The organism is Pseudomonas sp. LARHCG127, from assembly GCF_052871455.1.
This window is the reverse complement of the sequence record NZ_JBIXJT010000030.1, coordinates 1-14,530: the sequence shown is the minus strand read 5'-3', so window position 1 is coordinate 14,530 and position 14,530 is coordinate 1. Positions and strand designations below refer to the sequence as shown.

10 protein-coding genes and 1 tRNA gene are annotated in these 14,530 nt (G+C 61.3%); 8 read left to right on the top strand and 3 right to left on the bottom strand.

The features are described 5' to 3' along the window. Positions 1–121: 121 nt before the first annotated feature. From ACIPQ1_RS28230 to ACIPQ1_RS28220, 3 genes are all read left to right on the top strand, one after another. Positions 122–1,798: a vWA domain-containing protein gene (locus ACIPQ1_RS28230; RefSeq protein ID WP_411386129.1), complete on the top strand. Its 1,677-nt coding sequence runs from the start codon at positions 122–124 to the stop codon at positions 1,796–1,798. Positions 1,799–1,973: 175 nt separating this feature from the next. Next, positions 1,974–2,546, top strand: coding sequence for an RNA polymerase sigma factor (locus ACIPQ1_RS28225; protein ID WP_250965495.1), 573 nt, complete (start codon positions 1,974–1,976; stop codon positions 2,544–2,546). Further along, positions 2,543–3,160, top strand: a complete 618-nt coding sequence (locus tag ACIPQ1_RS28220) for a hypothetical protein (RefSeq protein ID WP_411386130.1) — start codon at positions 2,543–2,545, stop codon at positions 3,158–3,160. The genes ACIPQ1_RS28225 and ACIPQ1_RS28220 overlap by 4 nt, the downstream gene beginning before the upstream one ends. 275 nt (positions 3,161–3,435) lie before the next feature. Here the strand turns inward: ACIPQ1_RS28220 and ACIPQ1_RS28215 are convergent. Further along, positions 3,436–3,512, bottom strand: a tRNA-Arg gene (locus ACIPQ1_RS28215). Between the two features lie 349 nt (positions 3,513–3,861). Between ACIPQ1_RS28215 and gabD the strand changes: the two genes are divergently transcribed. The 3 genes from gabD to ACIPQ1_RS28200 all read left to right on the top strand — a co-directional run bounded on the left by gabD (position 3,862) and on the right by ACIPQ1_RS28200 (position 8,100). Continuing rightward, positions 3,862–5,304: an NADP-dependent succinate-semialdehyde dehydrogenase gene (gabD, locus tag ACIPQ1_RS28210; RefSeq protein ID WP_003196484.1), complete on the top strand. Its 1,443-nt coding sequence runs from the start codon at positions 3,862–3,864 to the stop codon at positions 5,302–5,304. Positions 5,305–5,474: 170 nt separating this feature from the next. Further along, on the top strand, positions 5,475–6,752 hold the full coding sequence (gabT, locus tag ACIPQ1_RS28205; protein ID WP_411386131.1) for a 4-aminobutyrate--2-oxoglutarate transaminase: 1,278 nt from the start codon (positions 5,475–5,477) through the stop codon (positions 6,750–6,752). A 133-nt stretch (positions 6,753–6,885) separates the two neighbouring features. Further along, the gene (locus tag ACIPQ1_RS28200) at positions 6,886–8,100 is read left to right on the top strand and encodes an HDOD domain-containing protein (RefSeq protein WP_446535118.1); all 1,215 of its coding nucleotides are present in this window, start codon (positions 6,886–6,888) and stop codon (positions 8,098–8,100) included. A 362-nt stretch (positions 8,101–8,462) separates the two neighbouring features. Here the strand turns inward: ACIPQ1_RS28200 and ACIPQ1_RS28195 are convergent, their stop codons facing one another. Beyond that, positions 8,463–9,452 carry a GGDEF domain-containing protein gene (locus tag ACIPQ1_RS28195; protein WP_250965990.1) on the bottom strand — a complete coding sequence of 330 codons (990 nt, stop codon included), beginning with the start codon at positions 9,450–9,452 and terminating at the stop codon, positions 8,463–8,465. 324 nt (positions 9,453–9,776) lie between these two features. After that, positions 9,777–10,961: a delta-9 fatty acid desaturase DesA gene (gene desA / locus ACIPQ1_RS28190; RefSeq protein ID WP_411386133.1), complete on the bottom strand. Its 1,185-nt coding sequence runs from the start codon at positions 10,959–10,961 to the stop codon at positions 9,777–9,779. Positions 10,962–11,106: 145 nt separating this feature from the next. On the opposite strand from desA, the gene dibA reads away from it, so the two are divergent. Both dibA and ACIPQ1_RS28180 read left to right on the top strand, forming a co-directional pair. Further along, positions 11,107–13,014: a phosphodiesterase DibA gene (dibA, locus tag ACIPQ1_RS28185; RefSeq protein WP_411386134.1), complete on the top strand. Its 1,908-nt coding sequence runs from the start codon at positions 11,107–11,109 to the stop codon at positions 13,012–13,014. Between the two features lie 114 nt (positions 13,015–13,128). Next, positions 13,129–14,498 (top strand): IS3 family transposase gene (locus ACIPQ1_RS28180; protein WP_446535117.1). Its coding sequence is split into 2 segments (ribosomal slippage): positions 13,129–13,602 and positions 13,605–14,498, totalling 1,368 coding nucleotides; the frame shifts between segments, so codons are not numbered across the junction. Positions 14,499–14,530 lie beyond the last annotated feature (32 nt).

Genomic DNA, 14,530 nt, shown 5'->3' with positions numbered 1-14,530 from the left:
TCAAGGTGGTCAGCCCCGTCTTTGCAGCGCTGGAGAAAAATATTTCTTGGTCGTTAACCCGAACCGCGTGTGCCCTGCGTCTGACGCTGTGAACGGATCATTCATTCACGAGGTTCAGCCCATGTCCCGTCCACTTCTTTTTATGCGTCCTGCTGCCCAAGGCTTCGCCGTGACTTTGCTGGTGGCGTTGGCCGGTTGTGGGTTGTCTTCCTCCCGGGAGACGGCCATTCCATCCGAACCGGTGTCCGTGGCGCCCAGCGTCGTACCGCAAGGCGAGATCGCCGAAGTGCGTCAGTCGACGGTCAAGCGCATGCTCATGAAACCGGCAGCGATGCCCGCCCCCAGCGTGGCGGGCGACGCCATCGCTGCGGGTTATCGCGCCGAGCCGCGTGAACAGTACGAAAAGCTCCCGGACAACCCGATCCACAGCGTGGCCGAAACGCCGGTCTCGACCTTCAGCGTGGATGTCGATACCGGCAGCTATGCCAATGTGCGACGTCTGCTCAACCAAGGCAGCCTGCCACCCGAAGGTGCGGTGCGGCTGGAGGAAATGGTCAATTATTTTCCGTATAGCTACGCCCTGCCCACCGACGGTTCACCCTTTGGCGTGACCACCGAAGTGGCCCCGTCACCGTGGAACCCCCACACCCGCTTGCTGCGCATCGGCATCAAGGCCAGCGACCGCGCCGTGGCGGACCTGGCGCCGGCCAACCTGGTCTTCCTGGTGGACGTTTCCGGCTCCATGGACCGTCGCGAAGGCCTGCCGCTGGTCAAGAGCACGCTGAAACTGTTGGTGGACCAATTGCGTGACCAGGACCGGGTGTCCCTGGTGGTTTATGCCGGTGAATCCCGGGTGGTGCTCAAGCCCACCTCGGGTCGCGACAAGGCGACAATCCGCAACGCCATTGATCAACTCGACGCCGGTGGTTCCACGGCGGGCGCTTCGGGTATCGAGCTGGCCTATCAGATGGCGCGGGAGAGCTTCATCGACAAAGGCATCAACCGCATCCTGCTGGCCACCGATGGCGACTTCAACGTCGGGGTCAGTGATTTCGACAGCCTCAAGCAGATGGCGGTGGACCAGCGCAAAAGCGGGGTCTCCCTGACGACGCTGGGCTTCGGTGTGGATAACTACAACGAACACCTGATGGAACAATTGGCCGACGCCGGTGACGGCAACTACGCCTACATCGACAACCTGCTCGAAGCGCGCAAGGTCCTGGTGGACCAACTCAGTTCCACCCTGGCGGTGGTGGCGCGGGACGTGAAGTTGCAGGTGGAATTCAACCCCGCCCAGGTCAGCGAATATCGCCTGTTGGGCTATGAGAATCGCGCATTGAAGCGTGAGGACTTCAACAATGACAAGGTCGACGCGGGCGAGATCGGCGCCGGGCATACAGTGACGGCCTTGTATGAAATCGTTCCGAAGGGCGCGCCGGGCTGGTTGGAGCCGTTGCGCTATGGCAGTACCCCTAAGTCGGAGGGCACCTCGGGTGAATTGGCCATGTTGCGCGTACGCTACAAGCCGGCCGAGGGCGGCAGCAGCCGATTGATCGAGCATCCCATCGCCAGCGTACAGAACGACCGCAAGCCCAGCGATGACCTGCGCTTCTCCGCCGCCGTGGCCGCCTTTGCCCAACAGCTCAAGGGGGATGGGCGCTACACTGGGACGATGACCTTGAAGGACACCGCGCAATTGGCGCGCTCGGCCCGTGGTGACGATCCGTTCGGGCTGCGTGGCGAGTTTGTACAGTTGGTGGAGCTGGCCCAGAGCCTTGAGCCTGCGGCCAAGCGCTGATCCCGAGCGCAACGAGAGCCAAAATGTGGGAGCGAGCTTGCTCGCGATAGCGGCGGACCGATCACCATTATCATTGACTGATCCGACGCCATCGCGAGCAAGCTCGCTCCCACAGGGTTCCCATGTTGTCTGCCAGGACTGTGTTGCAATGACCGCAAAGGAGTTCGCCCCCCACATGCCCGCTGCGCTTGATCCTCCCAGCGACGAATCGCTGCTGGCCCGCTACCGCAGCGGCGACGGGGCTTCTTTCGAAGTCCTGTACGCCCGCCATCGACAAGGGCTTTATCGCTTTCTCGTGTCCTTGAGCAACAAGGCCGAACTGGCCGAGGAAGTGTTCCAGGACACTTGGCTCAGCCTGATCCGCAGCACCACCCAACCACAAGGCCGGGCGAGTTTTCGGACCTGGTTGTTCCAGATCGCCCGCAACCGCTTGATCGACCACTGGCGCAAGCATGGCGTTCACAACCCGTTGCACGACAGCTACGACGAGCAACTGCACGTCCAGCCCGACGACACCTGCGGCCCCGAGCAACAGCTGAGCCTGAGTCGCGACCAGGCGCGTCTCGACGCCGCGTTGCAGGCCTTGCCCGAAGACCAGCGCGAAGTCTTCCTGCTGCGCCTGCACGGCGACCTGGAGCTGCCACAGATTGCCGCCCTGACCGGTGCCCCGCTGGAAACGGTCAAGAGCCGCTTGCGTTACGCCCAGCAGAAACTGCAGCGACTGCTGGCCGAGGAGGTACCCGCATGATCGACCCCAAACACACCCCGGACCTCGACGACGAAAGGCTTGTCGAGCATTTCCGCCAACACGCCAGCGGCGAGCCGCCGGCCTCCCTGGACGCCTTCATCCTCGCCACCGCCCGTCGCGAAGCCCCCGCGCCTGCGCCCACCCTGTGGCAACGCTGGCTGCAGATGTGCCAACAGCCGCGCTGGCAGATGGCATTCGCCACGGTCGCCGGTGTGGCACTGATGATCGGCCTGGTGCTGCGTTCACCCGTGCCCCACGACGAGCTGGCCTCACCTGCCTCGATGGAGTTTTCCGCCGATTGGCAAGCGCCCGCCGTTGCCGCGGCACCGCCGCCGGCCATGCCCGCCCCCGCACCGATCACCCGCATGGCGCCCCAGGGCGAACTGGCCCGAGCCCCGGCCAGCCCGATGCAGTCCTTGGCGGAAAAGCCAGCGGCGAAAATGAGCAAATCCGCGCCGGCTGCATTGCCGTCGCTGGAGCAAGGCTTGCTGGAAATCCTGCGTTTGCGGCAGGCGGGGGATACCAAGGCTGCAGATGAAAAACTGCTGGCGCTGCACAAACGTTTTCCCAAGGAAGACTTGCCGGCGCGGTTGGAGGCGTTGCGCAAGCCTTGAAGTTGGCAACGTCCGTGGCGAGGGAGCTTGCTCCCGCTGGGCTGCGCTGCAGGAGCTGCCGAAGGCTCGGGCCGCGTTCGGACGATCTTTTGATCTTTCGCTTGAGATTCAAGCGCCAGGGGAAAGATCGCAGCCTCGCTTCGCTCGGCAGCTCCTACAGGCCGAGCGGGAGCAAGCTCCCTCGCCACAAGGCAGCAAAAACAAGAAAACCCGCACAGGGCGGGTTTTTTGGAGAGACTCGTAGACTGTCCGGGACAGGTCTAGCTTTTTCGATATGGTGCACCAGGCGGGATTCGAACCCACGACCCCTGCCTTCGGAGGGCAGTACTCTATCCAGCTGAGCTACTGGTGCAGCGCGGGCGCCATGATACTCATATGCGTGGCAGGCGTCCATGCTGCTGAATCGCCTGCGTTTTTGGGCAGTTCGCCGGGTGTTGGCTACGCTGATCAGAAAAAGCGGGCAAATTCGGCTTTTTCGTTCTTTTTTTCGAACAGCCTATTGTCCTTCACCCCTATCGGCCCTAGGATTCGTTTGAGATTTCAAACGCTCTTGTCTGGGTGCTGAACCGCACGTCTGTGCTTATGTGCGTTATTTCTGTGCTTCAGCCCGGTGAATGATTTCCCTGACGGCAGCCCCCGAGGCGCCTTTCTACAACTCTAATTCGCTCCGCGTGCGCGCGGTGCTGTTAAGGAAAGCCGACATGCAGCTTAAAGACACCCAGTTGTTCCGCCAGCAAGCCTTTATCGATGGCGCTTGGGTCGATGCGGACAATGGTCAGACGATCAAGGTCACCAACCCGGCGACGGGCGAAGTACTGGGCACAGTGCCGAAGATGGGCGCCGCCGAAACCCGTCGCGCGATCGAAGCCGCCGACAAGGCGCTGCCGGCCTGGCGTGCGCTGACTGCCAAGGAGCGCGCCAACAAGCTGCGCCGCTGGTATGAATTGCTGATTGAAAACCAGGACGACCTTGGTCGCCTGATGACCCTCGAACAAGGCAAGCCGCTGGCCGAAGCCAAGGGCGAAATCGTCTATGCCGCCTCGTTCATCGAATGGTTCGCCGAAGAAGCCAAGCGCATCTACGGTGACGTGATTCCCGGCCACCAGCCCGACAAGCGCCTGATCGTGATCAAGCAGCCAATCGGCGTGACCGCAGCCATTACCCCGTGGAACTTCCCGGCCGCGATGATCACCCGCAAGGCTGGCCCGGCCCTGGCTGCCGGTTGCACCATGGTCATCAAGCCGGCTTCGCAAACGCCGTTCTCGGCCCTGGCCCTGGTGGAACTGGCGCACCGTGCCGGCATCCCGCAAGGCGTGCTGAGCGTGGTCACCGGCAGCGCCGGCGACATCGGCGGCGAGCTGACCAGCAACCCGATCGTGCGCAAGCTGTCCTTCACCGGTTCGACCGAGATCGGTCGCCAACTGATGGCCGAATGTGCCAAGGACATCAAGAAAGTCTCCCTGGAACTGGGCGGCAACGCGCCGTTCATCGTGTTCGACGACGCGGACCTGGATAAGGCCGTCGAAGGCGCGATCATTTCCAAGTACCGCAACAACGGCCAGACCTGCGTCTGCGCCAACCGCCTGTACATCCAGGATTCGGTGTACGACGCGTTCGCTGAAAAACTCAAGGTGGCGGTGGCCAAGCTCAAGATCGGCAACGGCCTGGACGATGGCACCACCACCGGTCCGTTGATCGACGGCAAGGCAGTCGCCAAGGTGCAGGAACACATCGCCGATGCCGTCAGCAAAGGCGCGACCGTGCTGTCGGGCGGCAAGGCGATGGAAGGCAACTTCTTCGAGCCGACCATCCTGACCAACGTACCGAAAAATGCCGCCGTGGCGAAGGAAGAAACCTTCGGCCCGCTGGCGCCGCTGTTCCGCTTCAAAGACGAAGCCGAAGTGATCGCGATGTCCAACGACACCGAGTTCGGCCTGGCCTCGTACTTCTATGCCCGCGACCTGGGCCGTGTGTTCCGTGTGGCCGAGGCCCTGGAATATGGCATGGTCGGCGTCAATACCGGGTTGATTTCCAACGAAGTCGCGCCGTTTGGCGGCATCAAGGCTTCGGGCCTGGGCCGTGAGGGTTCCAAATACGGCATCGAGGATTACCTGGAAATCAAATACCTCTGCCTGGGTATCTGATCTGCTTCAAGCGCAAGGGGCACGAGAGCGCTGTCCCTTTGCGCGTTTCACCCGTTCTGTTTCTTGTGGCCGGAACGCTGCGGCAGTCGATCATCGCATGCTGTCGCAGTTGCCTCCCCGCCATGTTATTCCTTGATCCACGCCGCCCTGAGCTGCGAATGAGGACTGTAATGAGCAAGACTAACGCTGACTTGATGGCCCGCCGTATCGCCGCTGTTCCCCGTGGCGTCGGCCAGATTCACCCGATCTTTGCCGAATCGGCGAAGAACGCCACGGTGACCGACGTTGAAGGTCGTGAGTTCATCGACTTCGCCGGCGGTATCGCCGTGCTGAACACCGGCCACGTGCACCCGAAAATCATCGCCGCCGTGACCGCACAGCTGAACAAGCTGACCCACACCTGCTTCCAGGTCCTGGCCTATGAGCCGTACGTGGAACTGTGCGAAAAAATCAACGCCAAGGTCCCGGGTGATTTCGCCAAGAAAACCCTGTTGGTGACCACCGGTTCGGAAGCGGTGGAAAACGCCGTGAAAATCGCCCGTGCCGCCACCGGCCGCGCCGGCGTGATCGCGTTCACCGGCGCTTACCACGGTCGCACCATGATGACCCTGGGCCTGACCGGTAAAGTCGTGCCGTACTCGGCCGGCATGGGCCTGATGCCCGGTGGCATCTTCCGCGCCCTGTACCCGAACGAACTGCACGGTGTGAGCATCGATGATTCCATCGCCAGCATCGAGCGCATCTTCAAGAACGACGCCGAGCCCCGTGACATCGCCGCCATCATCATCGAGCCGGTCCAGGGCGAGGGTGGTTTCTATGTGGCGCCAAAAGCATTCATGCAGCGCCTGCGCGCCTTGTGCGACCAGCACGGCATCCTGCTGATCGCTGACGAAGTGCAGACCGGTGCCGGCCGTACCGGCACGTTCTTCGCCATGGAACAGATGGGCGTTGCCGCCGACCTGACCACCTTCGCCAAATCCATCGCCGGCGGCTTCCCGTTGGCCGGTGTTTGCGGCAAGGCCGAGTACATGGACGCCATCGCACCGGGTGGCCTGGGCGGCACCTATGCCGGTAGCCCGATCGCCTGTGCGGCGGCGCTGGCGGTAATGGACGTGTTCGAAGAAGAACACCTGCTGGATCGTTGCAAGGCCGTGGGCGAGCGCCTGGTGACTGGCCTCAAGGCGATCCAGAAGAAGTACCCGGTCATCGGTGAAGTGCGTGCCCTGGGCGCGATGATCGCCGTGGAACTGTTCGAAAACGGCGACACCCACAAGCCGAACGCCGCGGCGGTGGCCCAGGTGGTGGCCAAGGCGCGGGACAAGGGCCTGATCCTGCTGTCCTGCGGCACTTATGGCAACGTGCTGCGGGTGCTGGTGCCGCTGACCTCGCCGGACGAGCAACTGGACAAGGGCCTGGCGATTATCGAAGAGTGCTTCTCCGAACTCTGAGCCTGTGCGCTGACCCACAAAAAACCCGCTTCGGCGGGTTTTTTCATATCCGGCATCCGCTCCCTGGCGTTTCGAGCTGTCTGGAACGGCGGTTATTGTCTAAGGTGCATGTATTGCAAGGGAGCGATGCGGCATGACTGCTGTGGATTTACCCGCTGTACCGCGTGTGCTGATCGCCGAGGCCGATCCGGCGTCCAGGGAGCTGCTTGAACAGGTGTTGTCAGGTGTGCGCTGTGATGCCCGGATAGACACGTGCGGCGAAGGGCGGCAGGCCCTTGAGCTGTTGGCCCATCATCCTTACGACCTGGTGATCGCCGACTGGGAGCTGCCAGGTGTCGATGGCCTGAGCATTCTGCGTGGCTTGCGCCAACAGCATCGTACGCCGGCGTTGCCGTTCATCCTTGTGAGCCAGCGTAACGACAGCGCCAGCGTGCGCGAGGTCTTGCCACTGGCGCCGACGGCCTATCTGACCAAGCCCTTGAACCGGGAGAACCTGGCCCAGCGTTTGCTGGGGTTGCTTCTGAGTGGTGAAGACACTTCCAACGCCGCGCCGATTCCAGGGCCGGGACTGACTTTGCCCATCTTTCTGGAGCGTCGGCGTGACCTGTCCGAAGGCGCGCCCCTGATGACCGATGTGCAAGTGGCGATCAAGCGCAGCCTCAACCCCGGCGGCCTGGATCTGAAACTGCTCGAAGAAGAACTGCGCACCGACCCGCAGATCACCGCGGTGCTGATCGCCGCGGCCAACAGCGCTGCCCAGCATCAGGGCGGCGGTCCGGTGCAGACCGTGGCCCAGGCGCTGCACCAGCTCGGCACCGGGCAAAGCATGAACCTGATCCTCGGCCTGACCCTCAAGCGTTGCGCCCGGCTCAGCGTTCCGTGCCTGGCGGACTATGCCGAGCGTTACTGGGAGCTGTCGCTGCACACCGCCGAGTACGCCCGGACGATGGCCCGCTTGCTGGACCTGGAGCAGGAGCGCTGTTACTGCGCCGGGTTATTGCATCGCCTGGGCGACCTGGCGTTATTGCGCTGCCTGGAGGAATGGAAACAGGCCGGTGGCGAGCTGGATGAGCCGGAGGAAGTCGGCGACTCGCTGGAAAAATTCGGCGCCAGTTTCGGCTCGGCATTGCGTGCCCGCTGGCGTTTGCCGTTGGAGCTCAGAGAGCTGATCGCGGCGGTCTACAGCCTGGGTGGCGGGGTCTATTCCCGTGAAGCCTTGGTGATGAACATGGCGGCGCAGATGGCGCATCTGCCTGCCCATGAAGGCCTTGAAGAACTGGCCCGTGGCCGCACGGCGCGGTTGCTGAAGGTCGGCTTGCCGGAATTGATGCGGTTGCGTCGCAAATAGCACCACCACCTAACCCTGTGGGAGCGAGCCTGCTCGCAATGGCGCCAGTCCAGACAACCCAGAAACCGTGGCGAGGGAGCTTGCTCCCGCTGGCCTGCGCAGCAGGCCCCAGCATGCTGACAGGCAGAGCGCGTTGTTTGATTTTACGACTGCTGCGCAGCCGAGCGGGAGCAAGCTCCCTCGCCACAGGGGCTTGGCGATGGTCGGAATTTGGCATCCATCCCGAAACCACTGTGGGAGCGAGCTTGCTCGCGATGGCAGCCTACTGCCGCCCCGTCATTGAATGTCAGACCCTCATCGCGAGCAAGCTCGCTCCCACAGGGTCTGTGGCATGGCTGGATTCAATTGAGCTGCGATTGGCGTCAAGCCGCGATGATGCGGTTCTTCCCCTTGCGCTTGGCTTCGTACATGGCCGCGTCGGCGCGGGCGAACAGGCTGTCGAGGGACTGGTCCTCGGGAGTAATGGCGGTGAGCCCCTGGCTGACGGTAATGCCGAAGGTCTGCTCGCCGCAGCGGAACATCAGCCGCTGGATTTCCCGTTGCAAGCGCTCGGCTACTTGCAAGGCCATGTCGGGGGGGCAGCCGGGGAACACTGCCGCGAACTCTTCGCCACCAATCCGCCCGAACAGGTCACCGCGCCGCAGCACGGATCGGCCGCTTTCGGCGATCTTCTGCAACACGGTATCGCCTTCCTGATGGCCGTAGGTGTCGTTGATTACCTTGAAGTCATCAATGTCCAGCAACAGGAACGCCATGGGCGTCCCTTGTAGCCGCGCCTGCTCGAATTCACGGTGGGCGCATTCGAAGAAATGCCGGCGATTGCTGCTCTGGGTCAGCACATCGGTGGTCGCCAGTCGCTGCAGTTCACTTTCCAGCAGCTTCTTTTCAGTGATGTCCTCGGCGATGCCGACCACGATCACGGGTTGCCCGGGCTCGGCCTGACGGTTGATGAAGCACTTGTCGCTCAGCCAGCGGACCTGGCCGTCGCCGGCGATGATGCGGTATTCACGGTCTTCGACGGCGCCCTTGACCAGCACCTCGGCCAGGCTGCGTTCGGCGTACTCCAGGTCGTCGGGGTAAATTGCGTCGCGCCATTCGTTGTAGTCCGCCAGGACCAGGCCGGCGGGACGGCCGAAGATGCGCTCATAGGCGGGGCTGACATACAGCACTTGCCGGGTTTCCCAGTTGAACGCCCAAAGCACGGCATTGACGCTAACCAGCAGCGAGCTGAACAGTTGCTCGCGCTCGCTCAGTCGCGCCACTTCACCCTGGGCATGCATCAGCGCCATGAGCGTCTGGGCCGCCTCGGGCCAATGAGGTAGGGAGTAATCCTGCAGGTTCTTGTCGACCATCGGCACAAATCTCAAAGAGCGTGCACTGCTGTGGGTTCGCACGCACTTTTCTCCAAAGCCCGCCTGGATGGCGAAGTGCTCTTTGAGATAGGGGATTTGGGACGAAGTTCCTTTTCAGGCGACGAAGGGCGGGGGATTTAGCGAGTCAGATACCAAGTGTTGAACCTGTGGCGAGGGAGCTTGCTCCCGCTGGGCTGCGGAGCAGCCCCAAGACGGTCAATTCAATTGATCTGATGCACCGAGTCAGCAGGTTTCAGGGCTGCTGCGCAGCCCAGCGGGAGCAAGCTCCCTCGCCACAAGAAGCCATATTCACCGCCTTGGTGGTCAGGCCGTGGCAGGCCGTAGCGAGTAGGTCTTGAGCTGATCGGCAAAGTCGCGCAGGGACTGGATGCCACTGGCCTCGGCTTCGCTGACCCATTCCTTGATGGCGGCGAGCATGTCGTGGCCGTTGCTGCTGGTCTTGACCCAGATCTGCTGCAAGGCCAGGCGTTTCTCGTAGATCACCTTCAGCGCCTGGCTGTGTTCGAGCATGTTCTGGATGCGCACATGGTGACGTTCGTCCAACAGGCTGGTCTCCCGCGACAGCAGGCGTTTGGCCCGGTGGAACTGGTGACGCACCGAGTGATCGACCTTCTCCAGTTCCTGCTTGACCAGCGGCGCAATGACCAGCCGGCGGTACTGCGCCATGATCTGGAAGCGGTTGTTGAGGATCGCCATGGCCGTGTCCATGTCCAGGTGGCCCTTGCCTTCGACCCGGTGGGCGATCGGCGCAACGCGCTGGACCTTGGCCAGGCGCAGGAAACTGAAGACCTTGATCCAGGCCCAGCCCAGGTCGAACTCCCATTTGCGCACCGACAGCTTGGCCGAGTTGGGGTAGGTGTGGTGGTTGTTGTGCAGTTCTTCGCCGCCAATCAGGATGCCCCAGGGCACCAGGTTGGTCGCCGCGTCGCGGCATTCGAAGTTGCGATAGCCCACGGCATGGCCCAGGCCATTGACCACGCCGGCGGCCCAGACGGGGATCCACATCATCTGGATGGCCCAGATGGTGATACCGATGGTGCCGAACAGCAGCAGGTCGATGACGCCCATGATCGCCACACCCAGCAGCGGAAAGCGGCTGTAGAGGTTGCGCTCGATCCAGTCGTCGGGGCAGTTCTTGCCGTAGATGCGCAGGGTCTCGGGGTTTTCCGCCTCGGCGCGGTACAGCTCGGCGCCTTTGCGCAACACCGTGGACAAACCCTTGATGACCGGGCTGTGGGGGTCATCCTCGGTTTCGCATTTGGCGTGGTGCTTGCGGTGGATGGCGGTCCACTCGCGGGTGTTCTGCGCCGTGGTCAACCACAGCCAGAAGCGGAAGAAATGTTTGAGACCGGCGTTGAGCTCCAGGGAGCGATGCGCCGAATAACGGTGCAGGTAGACCGTGACGGCAATGATTGTGACGTGGGTCATCAGCAGGGTGACTGCCACCAGTGACCAGGCCGACAAGCCAAGAAAACCTTCGTACCACATAGGCTGTAGGGCCCTCGATAAAGATAGAAACCGCCGTTGCATTATCACCAGCCCCACAGATAAAACCAGTCGGCCTTTCAGATAAGAGTGGCTGAATGTTTCTTCCTCTATAATCCCATCACTTTGTAGGGACATGGATGGCCGAATGCCTGCCTATCAACGCAGTGCCGTGCGCGTAGCGCTGCTTTACCTCGTGCTGTCAGTCACCTGGCTGCAGCTGATTGGTTATTTATTGAGCAGTTTCTTCGATCAATTCGCTGACAGGCAGCGTTGGCTGCTGATCAATGGTTATGCCTGGGTGCTGCTCAGCGCCGGGCTGATCTTCCTGGCCCGGGCACGGATCTCGCGGTTTTTCGCCAAGGGTGAGCACGGCGTCGATCGCGAGCGCCTGCGCCAGGCCGCGGCCGTCTTCGATTGCACCCGCGAAGGGGTGTTGGTGACGGACCGCAATGGCTTGATCGTGCATGTGAACCGGGCGTTCATGGCGATCACCGGTTATGCCCGGGACGAAGTACTGGGCCAGCGCCCCAATCTGTTCAAGTCCGGTCGCCATGGGCCGGAGTTCTATCGCGACATGTTTGCCGCCCTGACCAGCCAGGGCGAGTGGAGCGGTGAGATCTGGAACCGACGTAAAAGTGGTGAGATCTATCCGCAATGGCAGACGATTCGTGTCATTCACGACGATAACGACCAGGTCAGTCATTATGTCGCGGTATTTTCGGACATCAGCGCCATCAAGGATTCGGAGCATGAGCTGGCGCACCTGGCCCATCACGACCCGCTGACAGGCCTGCCAAACCGGCTGCTGTTTTCTGATCGCGCGGAGCAAGCCGTGGCTTCGGCGCAGCTTCACAAGCGCGGATGTGCGCTTCTGCTGCTGGATCTGGATCATTTCAAGAACATCAACGACAGCCTTGGGCACAACGTCGGTGACGAGTTGCTCAAAGGCGTGGCCGAGCGTTTTCTCGGGCTGTTTGCACCGGGTATAACCCTGGCGCGACTAGGCGGTGACGAGTTCGCGGTGCTCGCGGAAAACTGCTCGCAGCCAGGTCAGGCGGCGGCCTTGGCCCGGCGTATCCTCGATGCACTGAAAGAGCCGGTGCAGCTCGGCGACCAGTCCTTGTTTATCAACGCCAGCATCGGTATCAGCCTGTTCCCCGGTGATGCCCTCAGCGCCGGGCAATTGCTGCGCAACGCCGACTCGGCGCTGTTCAAGGCCAAGAGCGCCGGGCGCGACGGCTACGCCCTGTACACCGAAGAGCTCACCGCCCACGCCCAGCAACGGGTCGAAATTGCCTTCGAACTGCGTCGTGCGCTGCAACAGCAAGAGTTGCGTGTTCATTACCAACCGGTACACGACCTGGCGAGCAGCCGTTTGATCGGTGTCGAGGCGCTGGTGCGTTGGGAGCATCCGACGCGGGGGCTGGTGTCGCCGGCTGAGTTCATTCCCATCGCCGAGCGTACCGGGCTGATTGCCCAGATCGACGCCTGGGTCATGGACCAGGCCTGTCGGCAGATGTGCCGGTGGCAACAGGCGGGTGTGGCGCTGTCGTTCATCGCCGTCAACGTCTCGAGTCGGTTGTTTGCTCGTCGTGAGTTGTATGACCAGGTCGCCCAGGTATTGCACGACACGGGCCTGGATCCGGCGTGTCTGGAGCTGGAAGTGACGGAAAGCGCGGTGATGGAAGACCCGGAGGTGGCGCTGGAGCAGATGCATCGCCTGCGGGAGTTGGGCGTGCGGCTGGCCATCGACGATTTCGGCACGGGCTATTCGTCGCTGCTGCGGCTCAAGCGTTTGCCGGTGCAGAAGCTCAAGATTGATCAGGGTTTCGTCGCGGGGTTGCCGTGGGATGAGGATGACGCCGCGATCGTCCGGGTGATCATTGCCTTGGCCCATAGCATGGGGATGCAAGTGCACGCCGAAGGAATCGAGCAGCGTGAGCAAGCGGCGTTTTTGCTTGGGCTGGCGTGTGAGCTGGGGCAGGGCTACTGGTTCGGCCGGCCCGTCGCGGCGGCGCAGTTGGATTGGGAGCGGGCGCCGGTTATTGCTTGATCGCCAGTGGTATTGATGTTGGTTGACCCACCGCCATCGCGAGCAAGCTCGCTCCCACAATGTGGACTGCACCCCAAAAGTTGGACACCAACCTGACTTTTGGTGGTGTTTTCCATGGGCAAATTTTCTCTTCAGTTCAAAATTACGGCCATTGAGGCTTATATCAATGGCAATGAAGGCTTTCGAAAGGTAGCTCACCGCTACTTGATCGACTGCAGCCTGCTTCGGCGTTGGGTCGCCAGCTATCGGGCCCTAGGCAGTACTGGCCTGCAATCTCAGGGTCGCCATTACAGCGCGGCATTCAAACGCTCAGTCATCCAATGCATGCAAAAAGAGCGGCTCTCACATCGGGAAGTCGCCGCGCGGTTCGGGCTCGGTCAGTCCTCGCAGGTGGGCATTTGGGAGCGGCAGTACTACAGTGGCGGTCTTCCTGCCCTGATCGTACCCAAGAGAAAAAAGGCTGTTGTCATGCCCAAAAAAACGCCTGTCCCTGATCACTCCCAACCTGAGGACGACGATTCGAAGAGCCGAGAGCAACTGAAGGCCGAACTCGAATACCTACGTATGGAGAACGCTTACCTAAAAAAGCTCGAAGAGGTAAGGGAGACTTCGAAGAGGAGTCGCCCCGGGAAAAAACCATCTCCGTAATGGCGTTGAGATCCAGGTTTCCTCTGGACGGTCTGCTCAAGTTAGCCAACCTGGCCCGCAGCACGTTCTATTACCAGGTCAGCGCCCTTCAGAAACCTGACAAATATGCCTCGCTAAAAACGAAGATCCGAGACCTCTATGACCAGCACGAAGGGCGATTTGGCTATCGCCGCATCGCTTTAGCGCTTCAAAAGAAAGAGTCGGTCAGTGAAAAATTGATTCAGCGCCTGATGGACCGCATGGGCCTTAAATCCTTGGTGCGCCCAAAAAAATATCGATCCTACAGAGGTCAAGTTGGAACCATCGCGGCGAATCTTCTGGAGCGTAATTTCGTTGCGCAACGGCCCAATCAGAAGTGGGTAACGGACGTCACCGAGTTCAAGGTCGGATCAAAGAAGCTCTATCTATCGCCGGTAATGGACTTATACAACGGCGAGATCATCGCCTATGAAACGGCCTCGCGCCCGTGCTTTGCCTTGGTGACCGGAATGCTGGAAAAGGCCTTCGAACGCCTGCAAGGGCCGTCTCATCTGCTGCTGCACTCTGACCAGGGCTGGCAATATCAGCAACCTCGCTATCAGCATGCACTGAAGCAACGCGGCATAAAACAGAGCATGTCACGTAAGGGAAATTGCCTCGACAACGCGGCGATGGAGAGTTTTTTCGGCACCCTGAAGTCCGAGTTTTTCTACCTCAAACGCTTCGAAAATCTGGGAGAGTTGAATGTAGGGCTGGACGAGTACATCAGTTATTACAATCATGACCGGATCAAATCAAAGCTCAGTGGACTGAGCCCTGTGGAATACAGGACCCAATCCGTGGGCGTGTGGCAGTAGACCGTCCAACATTTTGGGGTCAGTCCAGTGGA

Coding starts and splice junctions, on each gene's coding strand:
- dibA (WP_411386134.1), top strand. CDS start 11,107: ATGCCTGCCTATCAACGCAGTGCCGTGCGCGTAGCGCTGCTTTACCTC.
- ACIPQ1_RS28200 (WP_446535118.1), top strand. CDS start 6,886: ATGACTGCTGTGGATTTACCCGCTGTACCGCGTGTGCTGATCGCCGAG.
- ACIPQ1_RS28220 (WP_411386130.1), top strand. CDS start 2,543: ATGATCGACCCCAAACACACCCCGGACCTCGACGACGAAAGGCTTGTC.
- desA (WP_411386133.1), bottom strand. CDS start 10,961: ATGTGGTACGAAGGTTTTCTTGGCTTGTCGGCCTGGTCACTGGTGGCA.
- gabD (WP_003196484.1), top strand. CDS start 3,862: ATGCAGCTTAAAGACACCCAGTTGTTCCGCCAGCAAGCCTTTATCGAT.
- ACIPQ1_RS28225 (WP_250965495.1), top strand. CDS start 1,974: ATGCCCGCTGCGCTTGATCCTCCCAGCGACGAATCGCTGCTGGCCCGC.
- ACIPQ1_RS28230 (WP_411386129.1), top strand. CDS start 122: ATGTCCCGTCCACTTCTTTTTATGCGTCCTGCTGCCCAAGGCTTCGCC.
- ACIPQ1_RS28195 (WP_250965990.1), bottom strand. CDS start 9,452: ATGGTCGACAAGAACCTGCAGGATTACTCCCTACCTCATTGGCCCGAG.
- gabT (WP_411386131.1), top strand. CDS start 5,475: ATGAGCAAGACTAACGCTGACTTGATGGCCCGCCGTATCGCCGCTGTT.